25 protein-coding genes and 1 pseudogene are annotated in these 24,335 nt (G+C 46.0%); 14 read left to right on the top strand and 12 right to left on the bottom strand.

Going from position 1 to position 24,335, the window contains the following annotated elements; all coding sequences use genetic code 11:
* Positions 1 to 393: 393 nt before the first annotated feature.
* The 7 genes from KB449_RS24220 to KB449_RS24190 all read right to left on the bottom strand — a co-directional run bounded on the left by KB449_RS24220 (position 394) and on the right by KB449_RS24190 (position 5,898).
* Positions 394 to 2,094 (bottom strand): hypothetical protein, encoded by a 1,701-nt coding sequence (locus KB449_RS24220; RefSeq protein ID WP_282910816.1) that lies wholly within the window; start codon positions 2,092 to 2,094, stop codon positions 394 to 396.
* Positions 2,095 to 2,120: 26 nt separating this feature from the next.
* Complete coding sequence (locus KB449_RS24215) at positions 2,121 to 3,479, bottom strand: AbiJ-related protein (protein ID WP_282910815.1); 1,359 nt, start codon at positions 3,477 to 3,479, stop codon at positions 2,121 to 2,123.
* Positions 3,480 to 3,609: 130 nt separating this feature from the next.
* Entirely contained in the window at positions 3,610 to 3,900 is a 291-nt protein-coding gene (locus KB449_RS24210; RefSeq protein WP_282910814.1) for a hypothetical protein, read from the bottom strand.
* Complete coding sequence (locus tag KB449_RS24205; protein ID WP_282910813.1) at positions 3,893 to 4,453, bottom strand: hypothetical protein; 561 nt, start codon at positions 4,451 to 4,453, stop codon at positions 3,893 to 3,895. Before KB449_RS24205 ends, KB449_RS24210 begins: the two co-directional genes overlap by 8 nt.
* Positions 4,441 to 4,869, bottom strand: coding sequence for a hypothetical protein (locus KB449_RS24200; protein ID WP_282910812.1), 429 nt, complete (start codon positions 4,867 to 4,869; stop codon positions 4,441 to 4,443). Before KB449_RS24200 ends, KB449_RS24205 begins: the two co-directional genes overlap by 13 nt.
* A 34-nt stretch (positions 4,870 to 4,903) precedes the next feature.
* Positions 4,904 to 5,509 carry a hypothetical protein gene (locus tag KB449_RS24195; protein WP_282910811.1) on the bottom strand — a complete coding sequence of 202 codons (606 nt, stop codon included), beginning with the start codon at positions 5,507 to 5,509 and terminating at the stop codon, positions 4,904 to 4,906.
* A 161-nt stretch (positions 5,510 to 5,670) separates the two neighbouring features.
* The gene (locus KB449_RS24190) at positions 5,671 to 5,898 is read right to left on the bottom strand and encodes a hypothetical protein (protein WP_282910810.1); all 228 of its coding nucleotides are present in this window, start codon (positions 5,896 to 5,898) and stop codon (positions 5,671 to 5,673) included.
* 290 nt (positions 5,899 to 6,188) lie between these two features.
* Here KB449_RS24190 and KB449_RS24185 point away from each other — a divergent pair, with 290 nt between their 5' ends.
* Positions 6,189 to 6,944 carry a DUF6710 family protein gene (locus KB449_RS24185; protein WP_282910809.1) on the top strand — a complete coding sequence of 252 codons (756 nt, stop codon included), beginning with the start codon at positions 6,189 to 6,191 and terminating at the stop codon, positions 6,942 to 6,944.
* A gap of 327 nt (positions 6,945 to 7,271) precedes the next feature.
* Here KB449_RS24185 and KB449_RS24180 read toward each other — a convergent pair whose 3' ends face one another.
* Entirely contained in the window at positions 7,272 to 7,616 is a 345-nt protein-coding gene (locus tag KB449_RS24180) for a helix-turn-helix domain-containing protein (protein ID WP_282910808.1), read from the bottom strand.
* Positions 7,617 to 7,994: 378 nt separating this feature from the next.
* On the opposite strand from KB449_RS24180, the gene KB449_RS24175 reads away from it, so the two are divergent.
* From KB449_RS24175 to KB449_RS24160, 4 genes are all read left to right on the top strand, one after another.
* Positions 7,995 to 8,291: a hypothetical protein gene (locus KB449_RS24175; RefSeq protein WP_282910807.1), complete on the top strand. Its 297-nt coding sequence runs from the start codon at positions 7,995 to 7,997 to the stop codon at positions 8,289 to 8,291.
* Between the two features lie 43 nt (positions 8,292 to 8,334).
* Positions 8,335 to 8,910 carry a DUF3885 domain-containing protein gene (locus KB449_RS24170; protein WP_282910806.1) on the top strand — a complete coding sequence of 192 codons (576 nt, stop codon included), beginning with the start codon at positions 8,335 to 8,337 and terminating at the stop codon, positions 8,908 to 8,910.
* A gap of 41 nt (positions 8,911 to 8,951) precedes the next feature.
* Entirely contained in the window at positions 8,952 to 9,248 is a 297-nt protein-coding gene (locus KB449_RS24165) for a hypothetical protein (protein WP_282910805.1), read from the top strand.
* Positions 9,249 to 9,617: 369 nt separating this feature from the next.
* Positions 9,618 to 13,520: an InlB B-repeat-containing protein gene (locus KB449_RS24160; protein ID WP_282910804.1), complete on the top strand. Its 3,903-nt coding sequence runs from the start codon at positions 9,618 to 9,620 to the stop codon at positions 13,518 to 13,520.
* Positions 13,521 to 13,687: 167 nt separating this feature from the next.
* Here the strand turns inward: KB449_RS24160 and KB449_RS24155 are convergent, their stop codons facing one another.
* A complete protein-coding gene (locus tag KB449_RS24155) occupies positions 13,688 to 14,311 on the bottom strand; it encodes a TetR/AcrR family transcriptional regulator (RefSeq protein WP_282910803.1) in 624 nt (207 codons plus the stop codon).
* A gap of 823 nt (positions 14,312 to 15,134) precedes the next feature.
* Here KB449_RS24155 and KB449_RS24150 point away from each other — a divergent pair.
* Positions 15,135 to 15,887: an SDR family oxidoreductase gene (locus KB449_RS24150; RefSeq protein ID WP_282910802.1), complete on the top strand. Its 753-nt coding sequence runs from the start codon at positions 15,135 to 15,137 to the stop codon at positions 15,885 to 15,887.
* A gap of 440 nt (positions 15,888 to 16,327) precedes the next feature.
* Here the strand turns inward: KB449_RS24150 and KB449_RS24145 are convergent, their stop codons facing one another.
* Complete coding sequence (locus KB449_RS24145; protein WP_282910801.1) at positions 16,328 to 16,843, bottom strand: thioredoxin domain-containing protein; 516 nt, start codon at positions 16,841 to 16,843, stop codon at positions 16,328 to 16,330.
* Between the two features lie 192 nt (positions 16,844 to 17,035).
* Between KB449_RS24145 and KB449_RS24140 the strand changes: the two genes are divergently transcribed.
* Together KB449_RS24140 and KB449_RS24135 are read left to right on the top strand one after the other, a co-directional pair.
* Positions 17,036 to 18,025: a tRNA dihydrouridine synthase gene (locus KB449_RS24140; RefSeq protein ID WP_282910800.1), complete on the top strand. Its 990-nt coding sequence runs from the start codon at positions 17,036 to 17,038 to the stop codon at positions 18,023 to 18,025.
* Between the two features lie 9 nt (positions 18,026 to 18,034).
* Complete coding sequence (locus tag KB449_RS24135) at positions 18,035 to 18,622, top strand: SF0329 family protein (RefSeq protein WP_282910799.1); 588 nt, start codon at positions 18,035 to 18,037, stop codon at positions 18,620 to 18,622.
* Positions 18,623 to 18,756: 134 nt separating this feature from the next.
* On the opposite strand, the gene KB449_RS24130 is transcribed toward KB449_RS24135, so the two are convergent.
* Entirely contained in the window at positions 18,757 to 19,686 is a 930-nt protein-coding gene (locus tag KB449_RS24130; protein WP_282910798.1) for a ketopantoate reductase family protein, read from the bottom strand.
* 149 nt (positions 19,687 to 19,835) lie between these two features.
* Here KB449_RS24130 and KB449_RS24125 point away from each other — a divergent pair, with 149 nt between their 5' ends.
* Both KB449_RS24125 and KB449_RS24120 read left to right on the top strand, forming a co-directional pair.
* Complete coding sequence (locus tag KB449_RS24125) at positions 19,836 to 20,405, top strand: TetR/AcrR family transcriptional regulator (protein WP_282910797.1); 570 nt, start codon at positions 19,836 to 19,838, stop codon at positions 20,403 to 20,405.
* A 24-nt stretch (positions 20,406 to 20,429) separates the two neighbouring features.
* Positions 20,430 to 20,663 carry a hypothetical protein gene (locus KB449_RS24120; protein WP_282910796.1) on the top strand — a complete coding sequence of 78 codons (234 nt, stop codon included), beginning with the start codon at positions 20,430 to 20,432 and terminating at the stop codon, positions 20,661 to 20,663.
* Between the two features lie 65 nt (positions 20,664 to 20,728).
* Here the strand turns inward: KB449_RS24120 and KB449_RS24115 are convergent.
* Positions 20,729 to 20,845: pseudogene (locus KB449_RS24115) on the bottom strand (carboxymuconolactone decarboxylase family protein); the annotation flags it as partial.
* A gap of 227 nt (positions 20,846 to 21,072) precedes the next feature.
* Here KB449_RS24115 and KB449_RS24110 point away from each other — a divergent pair.
* The 4 genes from KB449_RS24110 to KB449_RS24095 all read left to right on the top strand — a co-directional run bounded on the left by KB449_RS24110 (position 21,073) and on the right by KB449_RS24095 (position 24,296).
* Positions 21,073 to 21,753: a response regulator transcription factor gene (locus KB449_RS24110; protein WP_282910795.1), complete on the top strand. Its 681-nt coding sequence runs from the start codon at positions 21,073 to 21,075 to the stop codon at positions 21,751 to 21,753.
* Entirely contained in the window at positions 21,750 to 22,748 is a 999-nt protein-coding gene (locus KB449_RS24105) for a sensor histidine kinase (RefSeq protein WP_282910794.1), read from the top strand. The genes KB449_RS24110 and KB449_RS24105 overlap by 4 nt, the downstream gene beginning before the upstream one ends.
* Before the next feature lie 79 nt (positions 22,749 to 22,827).
* Complete coding sequence (locus KB449_RS24100; protein ID WP_282910793.1) at positions 22,828 to 23,535, top strand: ABC transporter ATP-binding protein; 708 nt, start codon at positions 22,828 to 22,830, stop codon at positions 23,533 to 23,535.
* Positions 23,532 to 24,296, top strand: a complete 765-nt coding sequence (locus KB449_RS24095; RefSeq protein ID WP_282910792.1) for an ABC transporter permease — start codon at positions 23,532 to 23,534, stop codon at positions 24,294 to 24,296. Before KB449_RS24100 ends, KB449_RS24095 begins: the two co-directional genes overlap by 4 nt.
* Positions 24,297 to 24,335 lie beyond the last annotated feature (39 nt).

Genomic DNA, 24,335 nt, shown 5'->3' with positions numbered 1-24,335 from the left:
TGGAACGACCATTAATATATACTGCCTGCCACCTGCAAGGTGAAGCTAAGCTGGATGCGAACTCACCCTGGGCTTTACGCAGCAAGGTGGAAGGTATAGCGTCGATAGACGCTAGCGTAGTAGCGTGCATCGACAAGCAGCAAGCCGCGCCGCTGGATGAACTAGCCTTGGCGCTATCGAAATGACGCTTATACGTTTCCCATTAAAATAAACTTTTCTAAGCAAAATAAAAAGCCCGCTATAAGCGAGCGCCTTGCCTTCGACTAACGCCAATAAGCTTTGAGTTCTTTCCTTGCCTGCTTGATAGCATGACCTTATTGCTGCTCTTGCTGCACGCATGTCTCTAGATAGAACGTTTACTCACAAAATTCCATCGGCATTATTCCTATCTTTCTATGACTCTCCTTTACACCTTTTAAGGATATAAGATATATCAGCATTACAATTAATATCAAGACAATTCTTTATATAATTTTGAATCTGTTCATATCCTGCTGCCTCATGTTGAGCGTTTTTAAACAAACGCGTTCTATTATTTAAATCTTCACATGGATCACACAAGTTTGCTAAGCGGCAAAGTATGCCGATCTCAAAAATACTTGGAAGTTTTAATGAGCTTGCTGAGAATCTAGAAGTATTGTAATCGTCATATATGCGTAGGCATACTTCTTTTTCCCAAGGCCAATCCTGTCCGGTATACAGATAAGTCACCATATTCTCTATACAAGGTATTTCTGTAAGTTCGGCATTTTCACTTATAAACTTCTGATGATTAACAGGCCTATGTTCTTCCCTAACCGAAATTGTATATAGAAAGAACATACAGTACATTGATACTTTTTCCTTATTCTTTGCATTCGGTAAAAGTATAATATACTTTTCAAGTAACTCTTTTAAACTAGTTAGAGGCTCGTTTTGAGATAGTACCTCAGCTAATTGTGATAGGAAACCAGAAAATTTACTCGTTGAATGAGCGGTGAGGAAGTTCTCATGTTGCCACACCCAGTATTGAGGGGCGATCTCAAGAATCACCATACCAGGCAATTCACTTCTCCAGTCTATATTTTCGGTGGTAACAGTTTCTCTCGACCAGATGAAATTCTTTACTACATGTCTAAAAACTCTAATCAGCCCCGAAAACGTTAAATAAGGATCACCCTGCCAATTGTAGACGTCTCCGGCGGCTATCGTGGGTATCTTTAACTGCTTCAACATTGTTCTTAATTCGTGGACATACCCAGATCTTAGAAAGTACGCATTTCGGAGTGCTCTTTTTAATTCTGACTTCTTAAGTGCAGCACTCACACCGAAAGACTCTTCTTCAAAAAAGGAATCAGAAAGATTACTGTTTACGAAGTCAATAAAATTTTGCTGTAATTTCAAGTGTGCGGAATTAACCAGTATATCCTTTATCCCTTGAGCCTTCTCGGCATCAATTGTCTCGAAATGAGCCTCTAAATCTTTCTTCAACCGTTGATCGTAATCTTGCCAAGAAGGAGTATAGTGGTTATACTTTTTACTCAAGGCTTCTAGCGAATAGATGATCATTGAATAAGCCAAATCGATGTTATAGTTTACAGCTTCCAGTGCATCCAAATAGTTTGTTAAACACGCAATGACGTTATTATAGTCTTCCCGTCTCAAACCAATCACGTGCTTTACAAATGAGATAAAATAGTCGACCTCTGCAGCAGTACCATTAATTTCCCTTTTGAAAAAATTAGGTACAAACTGCGCCGGAACTGTATCGTCACCTATACCCTCTGATTTTTCTCTGCAATTTATTTGTACGGTTACTTTGTCATGATCGAAGTACGCATTCAATGCAAAAGAACACAGTAACCTGAATTGCTGCACAATCTCAGGGTCACCCGTTCTGACTAAAGAAAACCCTTTTCCTTCATCACTTTCAAGTTTGTTTACATAACTAATAATGTATCCTTTGACATCTCCATGAAGATCAGCAGGCTCTAAAGAGACTATGTCGGTTTCTATAGAGTTGAACCAACTATAGTTGGAGTACAGGATTCCAAGACCTTTATTCTCATGAATATGCCTATCTCCATAAAATTTTCCTGAGATTATTTGTAACATTGTCCCCTCCAACTATCATTTAGTTTTTATGATGATTTGACTCCATGCTTTTTGAATAATCCTTCGAAGAACTCTTTAACAATAGGTGCTCCTATTTCTTCGTCCATCAGCTCATATCCGCCGAATCGATAAACCTCATAGCCACTAAGTTTTAACTCTCTATCAGCATGCACCATTTCAGCGTACTTTTGAGGACTAGAAATTTCACCATCAGAGTAATGCTGCTTTCCGTCTATTTCAATGACTATTCGCTGCTTATTAGAGAATAACAAAAGGAAGTCCATTCGCTGCCTGGGCAAGAGCGCTTTTCCAGCCCGCTGTTTTATCGTGTATGGATCATAGTGCAAGTAAACCTGCGGAATAAGAGCAGGAAAATTCTTGTCAAACAATCCCTTAAAGTACTTGAAATAATTTCTGAATAATAGCTGTTCCGGTGGAGAAGCTAATGTCTTATATAAACGCCAATAGAGAGATTTTTCAGTATCTCGATATGGCTCCGCAGTGCCACTTCTATCTGCCCACCACGTCACAAGGTCTGCCCAGTACAAGCCAGTGTTCGGAATTGCTCGGTCATAGACTAAGCAATTCTCTTCATGCTTTACGATTTTAATATCGTTGTTGATCGAGTCACTGATCACAATTTCCGGCTTCTGACCCACCGTGGCGAATATCAGGTTTTTCACATTGCCTTTAACCCCATCAAGAACCTTGCTTATTTTATATACTGGGAACCCCGATATATTGTCTGCCAATGAGAATTTATAGCCATCGTGTACTAAATGCTTATTGATGAACTCAACATACTCATCCTGTTCGGTCTGTTGCCGCACTAACGGATGTACGACTTGCTCCAAAAATTTAATAAACACTTCATCAGTTGCAGTCAATAACTCTAAGTACTTCTCGTATAAGTAAAAATCGTCCCAGTCAGAATTATTGATCATATGCTGCCAAATATCGCCTGATGCTGTCTTGAAACGGGAATCTAAAGACGGCATGCTGTCCAAATCCCATATCCTGTTTAAGAACTCGATCAAATCGTACTTGCCCGGAATGTTATTCCTAGCATGTAGTTCATCCATGATATTTCGTCTAGTTATCTCACTGATCGTAAAGAGTCCTGTTGGGCTAAGACGAAGAACTAGTTTAGCTAAAGAATTAGCTGCTGAACCATAGTCGTTAATAACCCGCTTTGCCATGTCTAGTAGGAATAATTGATCTTTAGCTTTAAGCCTTTTTTGGACATAGACACGTCTACTTCTAAATGCCTCTGACTCATCTCCGCTATCCAGACCGTATCTCGTGCAAACGGTGGGTAAGTCATATGCTTTTTCCTCTGTTAGTACCAGAGTGATCGCATCAATAAGTTCGTTAAGACTAGCCATTGAATACCCCCTTCCAATATGCAGTTTACTACTGAGCAATAAACTTAATATATAAGCAAACGATCTGGTTACAAGTAGATAATTAATCGACGTCGATCAAACTACCAAAAATGTTCGACACCGAAAATAGTTATTTGGGACCCGGCCCTATTTGAGCTTTCCTGACCTCTAGTTCACGTTTGCGTTCAGCCAATATCTGCTCGACCGTCGCATCCTTCTGAACGAGAGAGAACCACTTTTGCTGTTTACGCTGTCTAGTCGCATTGATGTCGTACAACTTGAATTTCTGCCTCTGTTCTGGACAAACAACAAAGGCGGCATGATCTGCGGAAGGAGCAAGACCCATTTTGCTTAATCGGCTTTGTGTGAACAGATGGTTGGGAACTTCTTCTGGTAAGTAATGCTTTAGTTCGTCACTCATCTTCGGGTTCCTCCTCCAAGAAATTTCTTGCGATATCATTCTCAAGCTGACTAGCAAAAGATCGACCCCATAGATAGCGATCTTTATCTCGAAGGGATATGTCTGTTGGTGCAACCAACTCAACCTGTTGCTTATATGAAAGAAAACCACTCCAGATGCTTTCGAAGCTAACCATATTTTTGAGATTATGAAAGCCGTTCAGTTCATTACAAACCCTGATATCATAAACCGTAAAGTCATCTGGATATAAAACGGTCAGTATTGCCGTCGCCATCGGGAGTTGAAAACCCCAATTCATCATCAATAAACGAAGTCGGTTTTTGTGGTCTGAAACTTCGTTAATACCTGAAGTAAGAGCAATCACAGCTTCATCAAGATTGGCATAGCTGCCGCTTTTTAACAAACGCTTCGCTATCTTAGTCTTGGCCCGATTTGCTTTCCAGATTATGATACAGAAGAAGTCATATGCGGTTAGGAAGCCCTGAGCTTCGAAACGGGAATGTACTGTCCCAAAGATATAGGCTTCTTGGTAATAATGATTTAAGTAGTCCATTGCTCACCTTGAGACGGTTTATTGAAATGCATAAATAAGGTACCGCCAATATCGGATACTAACGCCAATTTAGTAGCGATTATTTTTCTTTTGTTGAGCAGATAAGCATGAGCCTCGTCAAAGTAGGACTGACTCTTTCTCGACGAATATGTTTTGAATACAAGTAAGGCGTTGTCAACCTTGCATGTAGCTTTTGCGATACTGAGTAACTCCTCGACCCTGTAAATACTTGGAATACTCATAATGCCAATGACGTTATAGGGACGCACTTCACGATCACAAAAAAGCTTGTCTAAGTTGACCGAGCCAAGTCTCGAAAAATACTCAATTTCTGTCATGGTGAAAGAGTGCTTGCCATGATGAATAGAGAAATTGAAGGTATGGTAGTTTTTTACATAGCCATCGAAGAATTTCATAAGGTCTAACTTCATTTCTAGTACTGCACCTTATTTATTTTGTAAATACGATATATACCTTCTCCAAGGTTAGAGTGGTGCTGTCATCGTAAACTTCAACTTTGCCTCTTAGATCAGCTTCAATATTCTTGATAAGGTGCTGCACGGCTTTCAACGTATATTCACCAAAGTCATAGATGACAAGAAACTTATACGCATTGCTTGGGGCAACAGATTTAGCCTTGGACTTGCCTTCGAGTAACCCCCTGATATCCTTAACGATACCATTTCTCTGAGCGGAGCCAAATTTATACCCGTTGTTGATCGGCTTATTGCATTTGATTTCGGCAATGATGTTTACCCCACCAGTAACTACGAGATCGTATCCATTGTCGCTCGGCTTCGTACCTAGTACTTGATCCAAATATATCTGATAATTTTCCTTTACATAGGGAAATCGCTCACTTACCCAATCGATGAAACGGACTGTCGTCTTGTACGTGATGATGTTATGTATGTCCTTTAGGGTCGTCTTGATCTCCTCGAAGTCCTCAACCGACAACCGGGAATAATAGTCTTCCGTTACCCCGGTGACTTTACTGCTGACGAATTGATTGAATTTCTCTCTTAGATCAGCTTCTCTATCATATGATGGAATCATAAAGCCTCCTGTCGGAATTGGTAACATTATCCTCTAATCTTAACGCAATAGGGCATAAGGCTCAACAAAAACTCGAACGAATATGTGGTTAATTCAACTCAATAAAAGGGTTCGACTCTCAAATGAGGTCGAACCCTGCAATCATAGCTCAAAAAGGTAGCTTACATTTTCGCCACGGCGACTTGTTGTGTGACCCAAGAACCCATGAAGGCATCTCCGTCCAGCGTATTTCGCTCAAAATCTTCTTTAGTCTCGATATCGGCAACTACAAAACGGAGTCCGATTTCTTGTGGCTCTAAGTTAAAAACACCGTTTTGTTGTAACGCATGAGCATGCACTGGCAGAACAACAAAGTCTGGATGAGTGAATAATACTGTAGGCCAAGACACCTCATCCTCCTTCAACTGTTGAGAGTGGATACGCCCGCTGCGATGAACTCAATACCGTTCTCACGAAGATATTCCAGTACACGGGCAAGCTCATCTCTGACCTTGGCCCGCTTGATTTATGTCCCTAAGGAAGCGGGGCGGGCGATATTGTAGATAACCTTTTATACAGAGTTTTATTGATGAATACATCATAAAAGTACATCCAGATTTTAAAAACTTTCTGAAAGATACTGTATTATGAATATTGAGTAGGTCTAATAAAAGTGATTGCTTTATGGAGGTAGGGTGTTTTGCTAAATTGGTTTCTTAAAAATAGAAGTAAGAAGCATACCGCAGTTATTTTAAGTGATCTTGAAATTAAAAAAAAGCAATTCGATAGAATGCTCAGTTTAGCTAATTCAATATTAAACAAAGCAGAGCAACGTCAAGTTAACGAAGGGTATAGGCATCCTATACTGGATTTCGTGAAACTACTTGGAATGAAATTACAGACAGCTTACTTAACTAATCTTCTTTATGAAGATGATCATGGCGAAACGAAAAAGTATCCGAGCATCACGCCGTGGCTTCCATTTTTCGGACTGTCTGAGAAAGTCTCTTTAGATGGAAAAACTATGTACAATATGATTTACAATAAGGAAGAGAACAGGACTATAGAAGTAAATATTATTCAAGATTTAGTGTTACCTTGGCCGTGGAATATTTCTCGATATGTGGAATCAATTTCTTCCATAGGCGAATCAAGGCCATGGGGTAAGTGGAAGGAAGACACATCAAACCATCGAGTGGATGTGTTGTTGCCTATGGGAATTTGTTTTGTTGAAGGAGGTAATCACTCCATTACTTCAGGAATTATATATGGAGAAGGAACATTAATAGCTAAAAATGTGTATGACTTTAGTGAAGTTTACAAATATGTGTATACTGATGGGCTTCAGTATAAACGGCTGGAAGATGATTCAGTGATTTCAGAGGTTATGAATATTGAATTCGCCGCCATATTCGAAGTTGGAAGAATGATGTTAGCACAAGGAATTTCTAGATAAACTATTCCCTGTAATATTACATAAGTTGAAGGTATCACAAAAACTAGCACAGCGAAGCGGACTTTTCTACAACTACTGATGAAGGATGAGGAATAAGGTAAATTCGATATCGTGCTCATTAAATCGCATTTCCGCTGGTTAAGGGATACCGTCGATTCAGTTATCCTTGTCCGTCGTCTGAAAAGGGGTATCACCGACTTGTTCAGGCTCTTTTACGGCTTTCCGTTATGGAAGATGATAAAAGTATTTCACGGATTACTTTGATTAGGCAACTTCGGGTGCTTTTTTAAGAATTTAAAAGTGTAAGCCATGCCGCTTTGACATGGCTTACTGACGTGAACGCTTTAAAACTTCCGACAATATATTCTTTGCCATTTCAATCGTTCCTTCATCATGCTGGATCAGCATAGAAACCACTTCCTGAATAATCTTTTCATTAGCAGGCAGCTGTTCATATTGATAAGAATAAACAAAGAATTGGTGTACTCCTACGTCCAAGCCCTCTGCTATTTTTTCTAAGTTGATTAGAGAGATGTTTTTCTCAGCTCTTTCAACGCCGCCAATGTACGAAAAGGTAAAACCACATTTTTCGGCTAGGGCAGTTTGGGATAAGCCTTTTGCTTTTCTAATTTCTCGGATACGCTGGCCAACGTTTTTCAAAATTTCGGACATGTTGTACACCTCATAATGAGTTTAGAGGTTATTTGAGTCACGAAAAATCACTTTAAAGAGGTCACAATTAAAATATTGATACAAATAATAGTCAAATGTATAATGATTAATAAGTTACAAAGAGCATTGGTAATATCCAAAAGATTGGAGATAAGGAGGCCAACCCATGCTCCACCTACTTCATCAGTATGAGGATGAAAAACGAAAGTTAAACGAGCTTGGGTGCCAATCGTTAGAGCAAGGAATCCCGCTGTACAAAAATGAGGCTGTTCAGGCGCAAAGTCGGAAGGTTGACGAGTTAATCGTTCAGTTCCATCGCAAGCAAGCAGGATATGATAAGCGGCTACACAAATAGTGAGATATCGGAGGGAGAAGTGAGTGGAGCTTCCAGCTTGGTTTCGGATGGCGATGCAGCAACGTTTGGATGCAATCTGTGTCCAAAACGATTTAGATCCTGAATTGCTAAGAGCGCGTACCGAGGAGAGAATGGCATTCGAAGCACTCTACAGCAACATGGATGAGACACAGTTCGCCAGGTATTTAGCCTGGGAGGATAAGCATCTATTCAAGAGGGCGCTCGAGCATGAACTTTTTTATATGAAAGGCGTACAGGACGGGGCTCAAATGGTTGCGGCGTTGCTGGCCGATAAATGGATTAACATTGATTCCGAGTAATGGAGGTACGACTATTAACACACTTTCTATTCTAAATGACTTCATGGAAGAGAAGTTTTCGTCGAAGTTAAAACTGGAATCTTCACTGTTCTATAATGCGGAGTATGGCATCCGATTTGAAGTCGGGAATCCAGATCCCTCGGTGTCCGATGAAGCGTATCGAGCGCAAGTCCATCATCGAGCCAAAACCCTATTTACAGATGTACATCATGCCGATGACGACATACTTATGGTTGTAAATCACGATTCACACCGGGCTACAAAGCGAACGAAGTTAAAGGCATTCGATCATGCCTTTTATAATTCTAAAGTGATCCGTACACTAGCCTGTGTAAACTTACATAAATATGATGACGATGATGATGAATGGGAATCCTATCGATACGTTCTGGGATGTAAGCGTTCGGAGCTAAACTATCGAAAGGTCCTTTTTGCGCCTAATGATATTTACTTCGTCAACCTTTCGAAAAATACGATATTTCATTTTTATGATAGTAGAGGACTTGACGTGGCAGCCAGCTCCAAGGAAGCGCTAAGAGAGCTTTATGTAAAACGAAATGATTGGATATTGAGATACGATCGTAAGAGAATTGACTCGATGTTCATGGAAGAAGATTAATTCCTCTTGTCTATACGATGAGAATGAAACGGTGGGATATGATGGAGAGAAGGTACTGCAAAGCCATCATTGAATGGGATAAGGATAAAGACCCGAGCAAGTTTCCATTCAACGAATGGCTTCGCGATATTGTCGTTGTATTTGGAGAGGTCGTTGGCAAGAACATTCATGGCGATGCGTGGACTGTTTTGGTTCGTGTTACAGAAGTGGTCGATGAATCGCATACCTATGCAGATGTGGCTTTTATCGTAGACGAGGCACCATGGCACTTGCTTGAACGAGGATTTAGCTTCAAATTATGGGCCGGGAGGGAGATTGCTGCCGTCACCATTTTATAATGCGATCTTGAAAACGATGTCCCTCTCGCTGGCCCCGCACTTACATAACCCTAAACACACTTCTCTCTTCAGAACTCTTTTCCGATTCAACGGTCCCTTCGAAAAAGCCAGGTTTAACCTTCATCACACGGTTCGTCTAAGTGGGTTGCCGCAACTATTGTTTTTTTGAGTACTATACAGTACAGTATTGTTAATGACAAAATGGTAGATTCTTGTCGAATGGGAGAGATGGTGGGATGAGTCTCGGGATCGCGTATCGCGTGTCAAAGTCCCATCGGATGTATTCTGGTCGACAATCTGAATGCTCGGAGGGATACAAGTATCAGATGGCTATTTTACTATCACCCAGTTTGAAGTGGGAGGCTTTTTATGAAAAAAAGATTTTGGCCGGTGACGGTATGCTTGCTCGCTCTGCTGCTGGCGTTTCCTAGGATTCCAGGATCCGAGGCTGACGCGGCAGGAACCCTGTCTGTAACGACTTCGACCGATGCGCAGGCTTTGGCGGATGCAATAGTCGGAACCGGAATTCAGGTTTCGAATATCACTCAGCATGGGGGGAATGGGTCCTTCGGGTTCTTTAGCGGGGGCGCGGATAACATCGGCTTCGACTCCGGCATCATCCTTAGCACGGGGGATGCTGCTATTGTGCAAGGTCCTAATAATACATACAGCGCGGGAGTTGAAGGTGGTATTGGCGGAGATCCCGATTTAGATGCGTTGACAGCAGGAGGAACGTTTGACGCTGCGATCTTAGAGTTTGATTTTATTCCGGATGATAACCAATTCTCCTTACAGTATGTCTTTGCATCGGAAGAATATCCTGAATTTGTGAATGCTGGGTACAATGATATTTTTGCTATCTACGTTAATGGCGTCAATCAAGCGCTGATTCCTAATACTTCGATTCCCGTGTCGATTAATGCGGTAAACGCGGGCAATCATCCGATGTACTATATCAACAACATTGGCTCGACCTTGATGCAGATGGATGGGCTTACGACCGTTATGTCGGTATCCGCAACCGTCACCCCTCACGTAATCAACCATATTAAGCTAGCTATAGCGGATGTGGGAGATGGTAATTACGACTCCGATCTCTTTATCAAAGCGGGGAGCTTGCGCGCGGGGATTGAGACGTACACCCTGACCTATACAGCAGGAAGCAACGGATCACTAAGCGGCAACACATCGCAAATCGTAAATCACGGCGCAAGCGGAACGCCGGTTACGGCAGTTCCAAGTACGAACTACCACTTCGCGGGTTGGAGTGATGGCGTAACGACAGCGAGTCGGACGGACACAAACGTGATAGCCAACCTGAATGTAACGGCGAACTTTGCGATTAACAGCTATACGGTGGGCTTCAATAGTAACGGTGGTTCAGCGGTTAGTAGCCAGTCGGTGAACTACAACGGTACAGCGACTAAACCGGCTGATCCGACGAAGACAGGGTACACCTTCGGCGGCTGGTACAGCAATAGTGGCTTGACGACCGCTTACGATTTCGCAACAGCAGTTACCTCCAACGTGACGCTGTACGCGAAGTGGACGATTAACAGCTACACGGTGAGCTTTAGTAGCGAAGGCGGCTCGGCGGTGAGCAACCAGTCGGTAAACTACAACGGTACGGCTACTAAACCGGCTGATCCGACAAAGACGGGGTACACCTTCAGCGGCTGGTACAGTAATAGCAGCTTGACGGCCGCCTACGATTTCGCAACAGCAGTTACCTCCAACGTGACGCTATACGCGAAATGGACGATTAACAGCTACACGGTGAGCTTTAGTAGCGAAGGCGGTACGGCTGTGAGCAGCCGATCGGTGAACTATGGCGGTACCGCAACCGAACCGACGACGCTACCGACGCAAACAGGGTATACGTTTGGCGGCTGGTACAGTAATAGCAGCTTGACGACCGCCTACGATTTTGCAACAGCAGTTACTTCCAACGTGACATTGTATGCGAAGTGGACGATTAACAGCTACACGGTGAGCTTTAGTAGCGAAGGCGGTTCGGCGGTGAGCAACCAGTCGGTAAGCTACAACGGTACGGCTACTAAACCGGCTGATCCGACAAAGACGGGGTACACCTTCGGCGGCTGGTACAGTAATAGTGGCTTGACGACCGCCTACGATTTCGCAACAGCGGTCACATCGCCCGTTGCATTGTACGCGAAGTGGACGATTAACAGCTACACGGTGAGCTTTAGTAGCGACGGCGGCTCGGCGGTGAGCAATCAGTCGGTAAACTACAACGGTACGGCTACTAAACCGGCTGATCCGACGAAGACGGGGTACACCTTCGGCGGCTGGTACAGTAATAGTGGCTTGACGACCGCCTACGACTTCGCAACAGCAGTTACCTCGAACGTGACGCTGTACGCGAAGTGGACGATTAACAGCTACACGGTGAGCTTCAATAGCAACGGCGGTACGGCTGTGAGCAGCCAATCGGTGAACTATGGCGGTACCGCAACCGAACCGACGATGCTACCGACGCAAACAGGGTACACCTTCGGCGGCTGGTACAGTAATAGTGGCTTGACGACAGTCTACGATTTCGCAACAGCAGTTACCTCCAACGTGACGCTGTACGCGAAGTGGACGATTAACAGCTACACGGTGAGCTTTAGTAGCGACGGCGGCTCGGCGGTGAGCAACCAGTCGGTAAACTACAACGGTACGGCTACTAAACCGACTGATCCGACAAAGACGGGGTACACCTTCGGCGGCTGGTACGGCAATAGCAGCTTGACGGCCGCCTACGATTTCGCAACAGCAGTTACCTCCAACGTGACGCTGTACGCGAAGTGGACGATTAACAGCTACACGGTGAGCTTTAGTAGCGACGGCGGCTCGGCGGTGAGCAACCAGTCGGTAAACTACAACGGTACGGCTACTAAACCGGCTGATCCGACGAAGACAGGGTACACCTTCGGCGGCTGGTACAGCAATAGTAGCTTAACGTCCGCCTACGATTTCGCAACAGCGGTCACATCGCCCGTTACATTGTACGCGAAATGGACGCAAATTTATAATGACGCAACGCCAATCGATGAAACACCAAGCGCTGCCGAGCCTATGATTGATGTAAATGGTGTGTTGCTTGACCCAGCGAGCATCGACATTACGAAGCCGTCCATCATGCTGAAAGTGACACCAACCGCAGATGGCACAGCCTATGTCGCTATACCGGCTCGTATTTTGACAAGTCTGGAGGGTAAGAACGCCACCTTCTTTATCGAGATTCAGGCACCTTATGGCAGCTATCAAGTGCCGGTCAATCTTGCATCGCTCATTCCGGGGCTGAACGATTTGCTTGCTAAGAACAATCTTCGAGCCGAGGATATCAGCATCAAGATCACGCTGGCCGATAAATCTGGCGACAAGGGCATTCAAACGAAGCTTGCGAGCGATTTACCCGTTGGAAAAGTGATGGGCGCGATTGTAGATTTTCACATCGTTATCATTAACTCCAATACACTGCAAGTCATCGGAACGGCGGACAAGTTCAGTCAGGCGCTGACAAGGATCATTCCGATGCCGAAGAACATGGTGAGCATGCCTGCGCAGTGGGGCGCATTCCGCTATTACGAAACCACGAAAAAATTTGATTTTATCCCTGCAACGAAGGTGCAGATCGATGGCATATGGTACGTGATGATCAAATCCTATTCCAACAGTGTATACGCTGTAGCGGAAAATCTGGTCAGCTTTACCGATGTGCAGCAGCATTGGAGCAGACAAGACGTAGAGCTCGCAGCAGCGAAGGGACTTGTGGAGGGCGTTGGCGGCGGAAAGTATGATCCGAATCAAGCTGTAACAAGAGCAGAGTTTACCGCCATGCTGGCAAGAGCGTTCGGACGTGGAACAGTTACGACTAGCACAGCGCCGTATGATGATGTAAAGCCAGGCGCATGGTACTTCGACGTGGTAGCAATAGCGAAGGAACTTGGACTGCTCGACTTTGCAACGGGTACGAGCTTCAAGCCCGATCAACCGCTGACCCGAGAGGAAATGGCGAGCATGTTGGCGGCCGTGATTAACCTTGAAAAGCTGCCGATGACGAAGGAGTTTGTAAGCTTGGACGGTTACAAGGATATCTCCAAAGCATATTCGGCCTATCTTGAGGACGTTCGCCTGATGGTCAAGCTTAAAATTATGAGAGGCACAAGCGCGGACACGTTTAGTCCAAAAGGAGAGACGACACGCGCACAGGCGGCGGTTGTATTAATCAAAACGCTGCAAACGCTAGGTTTAATCGATAGGTAAGGTCAATCCTTTGTTGAGCTTGCCGCAAGACCGATAACAGAAGTCATTCATTAGATTTAAGGTAAAATCGTCCTCGGTCCATTGCAAAACCCGCTGGCTTGGAAAATTCCGGGCGCAGCGGGGTTTTAGCCGAATTTTGAGAGATTTTTGAGAGTCGAGCTTGATCTTCAGGGCGTGAAAGTGATCGCATCCACATATATGCGACACAGCTGCTCTAAGGCATGGGAAGGCATAGTGGTCGTTGAACCGAGCACGCCATTGAAGACGTTGGATACGAACGGACCGATGAACATGAGGATCGACATCCCGATATCTTCATCCGCCAGACGAATCAGTCCGTTTTGCTTTGATCTTTGCAACAAATCTGCTAGCAGTCCGATGCTTCTCGGCGTACTTTGCAGATACAGATCTCTTAGCTCGGGGAACCGGGCAGCCTCCGAGAAGATGATACGGAGAATGGAAAGATATAACGGGTCGGACAGCTTCTCAGAGATCACATGGGCCATCTTTAAAAGGATGTCGTACAGCTGTTCCCGATTTGCCGGAGCGGGTAGGTTCGTCAGCTCAGGCTGCTTCTCTTCGGTAAGTTCGTCAATGACTTCATGCAGCAGACCGGAAAACAAGGCCTCCTTCGTTGGGTAATAGCGATAGAGGGTCATCTTGGATATACCGGCTTCAGAAGTGATGAGATCCATGCTCGTGCCGGCATAGCCTCGAGTTAAGAACAATTGCCGAGCGGTATCTACGATTTGTTTGCGTTTGGCAGCTTGTCTTGGTGGCAAAATCGTCATGGGAATATCACCCTAACTCCTGGTTTGGTTGTATCTAAGTATTTCACATTACTGAAAAGCCGGTCAATGTTTTTGGCTTCCTATTGATTATTTTAGTACTGAACGGTTCAGTTGGATAAACTGCTTCAGGAAAGGCAGATCGAAGCGTCGATGTCGGCAACCTTATAAAAACTTCATAGGTGCTGGGTTATCGTACTCCTGTCGAGGCCAGACGAGAGCCCTCAAAAAAGTTGTCCAGTTTTGTGTTGAATGTAAACACGTGATGCTCGGAAGTCGCTTATGCAGGACTTTCGAGCATTACTCTCTTTGCTCACATCAGTACGAAAATTCTGAGGAGATGGCACTCTCGGGATTGGATCGCTTCGAGGCCCCCCGTCTGCAATGTTTCAATATCGCGTGACCGAATCCTTCCCCGAGCGTACGAAGATAGAATAAATCATCATCTGGCAACCAGCTGCTTTGACCAAAAGGTACAGATCCTCTTGATTGGAGGAGGCTGTACCTTTTTCTTGCATACTGGATTGATTATGTGACGAAAGTGATGACCGCTGTCACTACTCGACTTGAGTCAAACGACGTAATATCAAAAGATAGGAAAGATGCGACGGGCGTGAACGAAAGATGATATTTCATCGGCCGACGCTCGGCAGAGATCGACCTATTCCAATGACAACCGGTCTATTAGGGAATCGAACGATCCTTCCAATAACGAATATTGGATCATTGTTGAAGGCGCGAGCTTGCCAACATTGACGGGACGTGACATCTCTTTAGGTTAAAGGTTCGAAAAACATTCTTTATCACACAATTTGGAGGGAACTGTATGAATCGTCTACATGGCAAAGTTGCATTCGTATCGGGAGGGGGCCGCGGAATCGGCGCGGCAGCAGCGCTGGAGCTGGCCAGGCTTGGGGCTAAGGTTGCCGTAAATTATGTGCGCCAGGCGGAGTCGGCGCAAGCTGTCGTGGATCAGATCCGGCAAGCCGGGGGAGAGGCGGCGCTCGCCAAAGCGGACGTGCTCGATCCCGAACAAGTAAGGGAAGCACTGGATTCCATTCGGGCAGCATGGGGCGGCATCGACATTCTGGTGAACAATGCGCATATGTCTTTTGTTATGAAGCCGGTATTGGGGATGCAATGGGAAGAGTTAGCCCAGAAGTTGAACGACGAGATGAAGGCCGCTTTTACATTGACGCAAGCCGTACTGCCTGCCATGATCGAACGGAAATACGGAAGAATGATTTACGTTTCCAGCAATGCGGCCGACACCCCGGTGCCTTATATGGCCGCACACGGCTCGGCCAAGGCGGCGCTTGAAGCGTTCGTCAAATATGTGGCGCTGGAGAGCGCGCCTTATGGGGTGACTGCCAACATCGTTTCACCCGGACTGGTCGAAACAGAAGCGTCAAGCGTAACCCCGGAAGCGGTCAAGCAGCAGATCGCGGCGATGACTCCGATGCAGCGGGTAGCTTTGCCGAATGACCTGTCGGGGGCGATCGCCTTTTTCGCCGGCGAGGAGAGTCGGTTCGTCACCGGCAGCTGCATGAAAGTGAACGGCGGCATCCAAATGGATTAATGCCTCCAGCGGACACGTGACCGACAAGGTGCGTTCCCGGGCTCGCAATCGCCTTTGTCTGGCTCAGTCAGCCGGACAAGGGCGATTTTTACATTTATTTTGCTCTCTCCGTATCGGCGGCAAAAGTGCGGCGAATCGTTATTTTGGGAAAACGGACTTCGCATATGCCGAAGAAACATCGGAAACGGATTTGGGTCGAGGCGCCGTCTGGCACAAGACGGGCGGCCATCCGCTCGCGCTGTCGCGGAAGAGGTAGCTTTGTACTTATACGCGCCCATTCCCCGAAACATAACCATTAAGCCCGGAAATTCAATCCGGTTCGAGTCCGTGGGAGAGAGGCGCTTCGAACAGCAAACCTTTTGCCCACCGTAAATACCCCCGAACCGAATACGGTTTCGGGGGTTGTTGTTTCGCATTCATATTTCGCCATACAGTTTTTCTTAGGCCAAAGCTTGTTCGACTTCCTTGATTAACCCGTTTGCATCAATTTCATCAGGGTATTGGATCTCTTTGCCGTTAATGAATACGGTCGGCACCATCTTCACATGACGTTTAATGGCTTCGTCAATGATGCTTAAACTTAAGTCGATGTTATCAGGTTGTTCCTGTAACCCATACGCTTCGGTTAACATTGTTTTAATCGAATGGCTGCCGGATTCGCTCCACTGGCTTTGTTTGGCGAATAAATCCTTCATAAGCTCGTAGACTCGCTCCGGAACCTTATAGTCTAAAAACGCGTTCGCCAGAGTGCCGTATAAAAGCATTTCGCGCGGTTTGTCATAGTGTTTAACCACATATTGAACTTGTCCGTTCTCGATATAAGAAGGCAATGTTTCATCAGCAGCTTGAAAGAATGTTGCGCAATACGGGCACGCTAAATTTAAAAACACTTCTACTTTTACTGGTGCATCTTCCTTGCCATAGCTTAAAAATGCATTTTCGATAACTCGTGTCATGTTCAATCCCCTTTGCTTGATGTTACCTGGAATGATGGACTCGTAGTCATGGCTAATTATTGCTGGCTTGCCATGATTATATCATCATTCTGTTGTATACCCGTCTTCCCGTTTATAATGTTTTAAGGAGCCGATGCGTCGGCTGCGAGACGATTTCGGCCGAGTCCCATTATTTATAGAGAGGTTTTCGATATGACTAATCATTTCTGGCGCGATTTGCCACGGCCTTTTTTTATACTGGCGCCCATGGAAGATGTGACGGATGTTGTGTTTCGCCATGTCGTGAGCGAAGCAGCCAGACCGGATGTGTTTTTTACGGAGTTTGCGAATACGGAGAGCTATTGTCACCCGGAGGGGAACCATTCCGTGCGCGGGCGTTTGACTTTTACGGAGGATGAACAGCCCATCGTCGCTCATATCTGGGGAGACAAGCCCGAATACTTCCGTCAGATGAGCATCGGTATGGCAAAAGAGGGATTCAAAGGCATTGATATCAATATGGGCTGTCCTGTAGCGAATGTGGCGGAGAACGGGAAGGGAAGCGGCCTGATCTGCCGTCCTGGGATCGCGTCGGATATCATCCAAGCGGCCAAAGCAGGGGGACTGCCCGTCAGCGTAAAAACAAGGCTCGGTTTCAGCGAGGTCGACGAGTGGCGCGGCTGGTTAACCCATATTTTGAAGCAGGACATCGTGAATCTGTCCATCCATCTGCGCACGAGAGAGGAAATGAGTAAAGTAGATGCCCACTGGGAACTGATTCCGGAGATTAAGAAGCTTCGCGATGAAGTGGCACCGGATACGCTACTGACCATTAACGGGGATATCCCTGACCGCCAGACCGGCCTTAAGCTCGCTGAACAATACAGCGTGGACGGCATTATGATCGGGCGCGGTATTTTTCATAATCCGTTTGCTTTTGAGAAGGAACCGAAAACGCACAGCAGTGAGGAATTGCTGGATTTGCTGCGGCTGCATCTGGATCTCTATGATCAATATTCAGGACTGGAACCTCGTTCGTTCAGTTCACTTGTCCGTTTTTTCAAAATATATGTCCGCGGATTTCGGGGAGCAAGCGAATTAAGAAATAACTTAATGAACGCAAAGTCAACAAGTGAAGTGCGCGCACTGCTTGGCGAGTTTGAAAGCAAGGTGCATGATGAGAACGAGGAACGTGGGGACTAGGATCGGCGATTGGAGAGGGGGGAGGCCACATATCCTGGGAGCAAATTAAAGCAGCAACTGGAGGGCTTTCTCAGTCCCGCGTTAAATAATAGAGTAGAATACCGCGCACAGGGTTACCGTTATTTACCCGATAAACCGGGTGTTTGTTATATTATGGTAGATAAAAAGAATATACTCAATATGAATGATAAAACGAACGCTATCAGATGGTATCAAACGGAGCTGGAAATTAAGAATGACCCGGATATTCAAATTCCGATCAGCAATGAAGATATTGAAGCGATCAGAAAAAATACAAAGGGTACAGTGCCGGAAGATCGTTTAATCGTCATGGCCAGAAGCAGAAAAAGTACAGCGCATGCCAAAGCGCTTTTGTCAGCACAGGTTTCATTAAGTAAATCGAATTTTATCGTCGTGGCTAATAAGTATTTATCAACTTCTATAGAGGAAAGCATAGAGAGCCATGATATTGTATTGAATATTCTAGCGCTGGTGGACAGAAGAGTCGGGAAAAAGCGGGTATTAAACATGGCTGGGCAGATGAAGTTCAAGCATCCGATTGTGCAGTATTTTTATGAGCTGAGGCGTAGTGCGTGATGAAGGATGAAACACGCGATTGATCATAGATGAGCAAGGAGTCACCTCTTAAGACATGTATTATCGTTTGCCAATGGGCGAGTGCGGCATTTGCCTCACTCGCCGGTTCTACTGGACGCCGGAGTGGTGTCTTTTTATATTCCTTTTGCATATTCCGTATTTTCAATTGCCTTTGTAAGACGCGGCAGAGGTATGCCTGCCTTTTTGGCTTCTCTCACAACTTCAGACACCGCAAAACCTGCTTTACTATTGTTGTATTCCATGAAGAGTCGTGCCAAGCTGCCTTTTGCAAAAATAACCTTGTTAAACAGGATGCCGAGAAGGGCCGGCGGAACCTTAGTCAATAGTAGCAAAATCATATCACGCTTTGCGCCTCTTGCTTTAAGCACAGGGACCATTTCCCTCATATGCTTACCAACATTTACGAACGAGTCACGATGGTTCATGATCGCTGGAAAACTTCCCCGTTTTAATACCTCGGTCTCCATTGCTGCATTCATGGCAAAGTGATTCCATAACCAGCTTTGCATATCCTTGATCCAACTAATTTTAAAATGGGCACTTTCAAATAGTTCTTTGACCTTTTTGTTAATAGGCTCAGTGCCTGCCCGTGGTTTTTCTAGAAATACCATTTTCAAAAAGCCGCCCCTAAGCTTATTGTCCGCGATGCCGCCTCCTGCTCCGGGGAAGCCAAAGACAACATTGTTCATAGACAATGGTGCGATCGATGATTTCAAATCTTGCCAAATGTTATTGAATAGGAGGATCGGGGTATTTCCTGCAGCAGTTGATAGGAATTGTGCTGCTTCCGGAAGTTGTTCCGTGTTGACGCTCACAATAATGAGATCATAATTGGGAAGGATCTCTTCATGCAGTTTGACGTTCCAGCGTTCTTTTATGAGCTTTTTCCCTTTTCGTGCGTCCCACATTTCCAGCTCTATACGGCTCCCATAGGTTTCTTTCCTCCCCTTTCTAACGTAAAACTCAACTGTATGACCTGCCTGTTCGAAAGCCCACGCATATTGGGTCGATATTAAACCTCTACCGAAGAATAAAATTTTCATGTTAGACTCCCCCAAAGAGTTGATAATCCTTATTGATGATCCAACAACGTGTTGTATAATAATATTGTATGAATTCACCATACAGTCATCAACCATCAGATTTTCAATATCTGTCGGGTCATCTATTGAGCCGGAAATGGAGAACAATCATGAACAAGCAACCTGAAATTACGGACAAAACCAGGCAGACCTTTATAAATGTGTTCTGTGATTTATATAGCCAGAAGCCAATTGAAAAAATATCGATTCAAGAGATTGCCAACAAATCAGGATATAACCGCAGTACATTTTATCAATATTTTACAGATATTTATGAGCTGCTGAACTACGTTGAAGAGAAGATGTTGAAATCCATTAACGAGGAAATGGCAAGCAGAGAGCTTTCTACGCATACTTTCCAGGATGCGCTTCAATGCTTGGAAAGTACAGAAGAAATTTCTATCCTAAAAGCCCTCCTCGGTGACTATGGTTCTGTTCATTTTGTTGAACGCCTGAAAAGAGAAATACCCTTTGAGAAATTGATTGTGAACCTTCCAACAAATGAAATTTTGGCGCCATACCTGATTGAGTTTTACATATCAACATTAATGTCTTTGTTTCGCCTTTGGATACGCAACGGAAAAGATCTATCATCTGAAGAATGGGCCAAGTTGGTCGATGGCCTATTTGCAAATGGGATAACGCCGTTTCATATCTTTGGCACGGTCAAGAAAGAGTAAAAACGGGACAATGGAGGGATCATGATGATCTCCAAAAAAATGGATGTACAAGCTGCGAATACGATAAAGTCCATCCTACAAAAACTCAATATAAATAACCCTAGTGTACTGATTGACCTAGAAAAGCAAACTGTGGAAGCTCTAGAAGACGACTATTGCGTTGATGATCTTCTGGAAGCGGCCGGCACTTTAACGCCTGAACGAGGGAAAGAGCTTCTTAAGGAAGTAAGCAAATCGCGTGAGGTATGGGATGCATGAGTATGATTTTGTTCAACAGACCTCCCGTGATAAAATGCCGATTTATTTTTCGACAATTACGATTTCTAAGGTGTTTGCAGGGTTAAAACACAATGCGCAATCGCCTCAATGATCTCTTGAGGAGAGAGTCCCACATTAAGAGCCGCGTTAATATGAATCCGAAGCGGTGGCTCGCAACGGCCGTGGTTCCCGTTAGGCCCGCTCTTCACCTTTGCAGGATGGATGTTTGTTATGATCGGCCAGAACTTGAACTGGAAAATACCGCATTGTATCGCGGCAGGCTGACGAAAACAATCGTCAGCCTTTTTGCATAAATGGATCGTTACAGCAAGGTTCCTGCTCTTGTAAGCGGATCCCTCCAAAGCCTATGATTAGTAGGACAGAACCAGTTAGCAAGGGAAGTGATGTCATGAAGCCGAAACGTGTTTTATTGATAGAAGACAATCAAGATATCGGACGCTGGGTTCAGGAGGAACTGGAACAGCGGGGGTATGCAGTCCGCTGGCTGTTATCCGGTGAAAATGCGGAAAACGAAATACAGGGAAGTCATGTGGTTATTCTCGATATCATGCTGCCTGGACTGGACGGTTTTACGGTCGGCCAGCGATTGAAGAAAGCAGCGCCTTCGGTGCCCGTTTTGCTGCTGTCCGCCCGCGCGGCTGTCGATGATAAGCTGCAGGGGCTGCAGTTTGCCGACGATTATGTCACCAAGCCTTTTCACCTCGATGAGCTGGCCGCCAGAATAGAAGTGCTGCTCCGCCGCAGCGGAGCGGGACTCCCGGATCATATAAAGCTTGGACAGCACATCCTTGTTGATCTTTCCGGACGTACGGTGATCAACGAACGCACTGGAGAAGAAGTTAACCTGACAGGAAAGGAATACCAAATTCTTGCGTGTTTCCTGCGCCATCCGAATCAGATTCTTACGCAAGAGCAAATATGGGTGGCTGTCTGGGGAGAATCATTCATCAATGGAGACAAAGCGCTGTCGGTCCATATTCGCCATCTTCGCGAGAAACTGGAACAAGACCCCAATGCGCCGGAGATCATCCAGACCGTACGCGGCCTCGGATATCGGGTGAAAATATGAAACAGCACACTTTTTTTCGACGGTACTTAGTGGTTCATTTCCTAAGCCTTGTGCTGCTGCCCGTAATGATCCTTATGATGGTAGCCGGCGTATATCCGTCTTCTGACCCGAGCATGGATACGACACGCAGCATATCCGTTTTGATCGGCCTCATCATTATCATCTTTATTTCCGTGTCAGGGGTGTTTTTCTATCGCCTTCGGCAGCAGCTCATCCGCCTGCAAAAGGCGATGACCGTTCCCGGGGACGGGTCCTGGATTCCAGAACCGATCCCGGAACGTGCTGCTGGAATGAATGAAGTGGATCAGCTGGGGGCTTCGTTTAATCAAATGATTCGGAAGCTTCACGATAGCCACCTGCGGGAGCAGGAAGAAGAATCGCTCAGAAAACAACTCATTGCCAACCTGTCCCATGATTTAAGGACGCCGCTGACCGCTCTTCGCGGGCATGCCTCCAGATTGCAAAGGGAACCTCTCAGCCAGGAAGGGGTGGTCTCGCTAACAGCGATTGACCACACGATCACGCATATGAGCGAGCTGATGGATGATCTTCTGTCCTATACCTTGCTTACATCGGGCAAATACCCGTACTATCCCGCGACCACGGATATGGTTCAGTTCCTAAGAACATCTGTTGCATCGTGGTATCCGGCATTTGAGAACGCGGGCTTCCATATAGACGCGGACTTGCCGTTTGATGCGACCTTCTCATGGGACATCGATCCGCAATGGATGACGCGCGTGCTTGGCAACCTGTTTCAAAACGTCCTTCGCCATGCAGCCGATGGAAGGTTTATCCGTATTGCTGCGGATATCGGGCAAGAGCATTTCATCATACAAGATCGTGGACCGGGGGTGGATGCCTTGTCTGCCAATCGCGGCGCCGGCATGGGACTCACGATTTCCAAGTACATGCTAAAGGAAATGAGACTTCAAGTCCATTTGAGTTCCGATGCGGAGGGGACGACCGTGCGGATCGGAAAAAAATTAGACTAAACTTAGAAATAACCTTCCCTGATTTTAGACTTGATTCGGTAGGATGTGAAGCATAACAAAGACAAGGAAGGTGTTATGCTTGCTCACCGTCGATCAGTTAACAAAGCGCCGCGGATCGCATCATATCCTAAACGGTATTAGCTTTAAAGCGAAGCCCGGTCGCGTGACCGGGTTCCTCGGTCCCAATGGCGCAGGGAAAAGTTCTACGTTGCGGATCCTATTGGGCCTTGACCGAGCCACATCGGGCACTGCGCTGATCAATGGCGTGCCATACGCCAAGCTTACCGATCCGCTGACGACCGTTGGCGCCGTACTTGACGGATCGGGAGCGCATCGGTCGCGCACAGGGCGAGCGCATTTGAACTGGATTGCCAGGTCAGCGGGGCTTCCTCATTCTCGGGTCAATGAAGTCCTTGAGATTGTAGGGCTTGAGCATGCCGCCTCGAAGAGGGTTGGCAGTTACTCTCTTGGCATGGCGAGGCGACTGGGCTTGGCTGCCGCGCTGCTTGGCGATCCGGAGATTTTGATATTGGACGAACCTACTAATGGGCTTGACCCCGAGGGAATCCGTTGGATCAGGACGTTTCTCCGTGAACGTGCGGCATCGGGGCGCACCGTATTATTATCGAGTCATCTGATGGGGGAAACCGCCGAAACGGTAGACGACATTGTTATCCTTAATAAGGGGCAAATCGTGGCGAACGGTACGCTTGCCGAGATCGTTGGTTCCCATGAGACATTAGAAGATGCCTTCTTCGAGTTTACCGCGAGGAGGGACATCTCATGAAAAAAGCGCTTGCTGCAGAGTTTTCAAAGCTTCTCTCCTTACCCACCCTATGGATCGCAGCTGCGGGGGGTATACTTGTTGCGCCTGGAATCGCCGTCATTCGCGCCTTTCAGGAGCTTTCCGAGATCACAAAAGGCGTTCAAACATCGGTCGAATACGCTGTTGGTTTTGAAGAGCTGGGCTTCGGCGTTATGGGGGTTATTATTGTCGGCGTTATCGCGATCAGCAGTGAGTACTTCACCGAGCGTGAAGAATCCGGCGGGGGACGCCAGATGACCACCAGTTTGACAGCCAACCCATCACGAATTCGTTTGCTGCTGTCCAAAGCGACTGCCGTTGCAACGGTTAGCGCCATTCTAGCCATCATCGCGATCGCGCTTACAATGGCTGTGGTTCGGATCATCCTTGCGGAGCATGCTCCTGCGCTTGGAAGTACCGATATTTCTCGATTTGTCGGCGTTGTATGCTACTGGATGCTTACCGCGCTTTTGGCCTTTGGTATTACAATCCTGACTCGGCACGCCGCTCTGCCGCTGGCCGTTTTGCTTCTGAATACCTCCTTCGTGAGCGTGACTTATTTGCTGACTCGCGTCACCCCTTTGGCGAACTATCTGCCGGATATGGCCGGTATGCGCATGTTTGTTGAAATCAAAGGTGCCGGGAGTCCACTCACGCCGCTTTGGGGCGGTGTCGTCATGGCAGCTTGGGTGACAGCATTGTTGATCCTTGGAACGATTATCTTTTGTCGGAGGGATGCATGAGTACGCGAATAACCCGAACATCTGGCCAAGACGTCTGTC

The sequence above is a fragment of the Cohnella hashimotonis genome (assembly GCF_030014955.1).
GTDB lineage: Bacteria > Bacillota > Bacilli > Paenibacillales > Paenibacillaceae > Cohnella > Cohnella hashimotonis.
The sequence above is the reverse complement of the archived record's forward strand: the minus strand, read 5'-3'. Positions and strand labels throughout refer to the sequence as shown.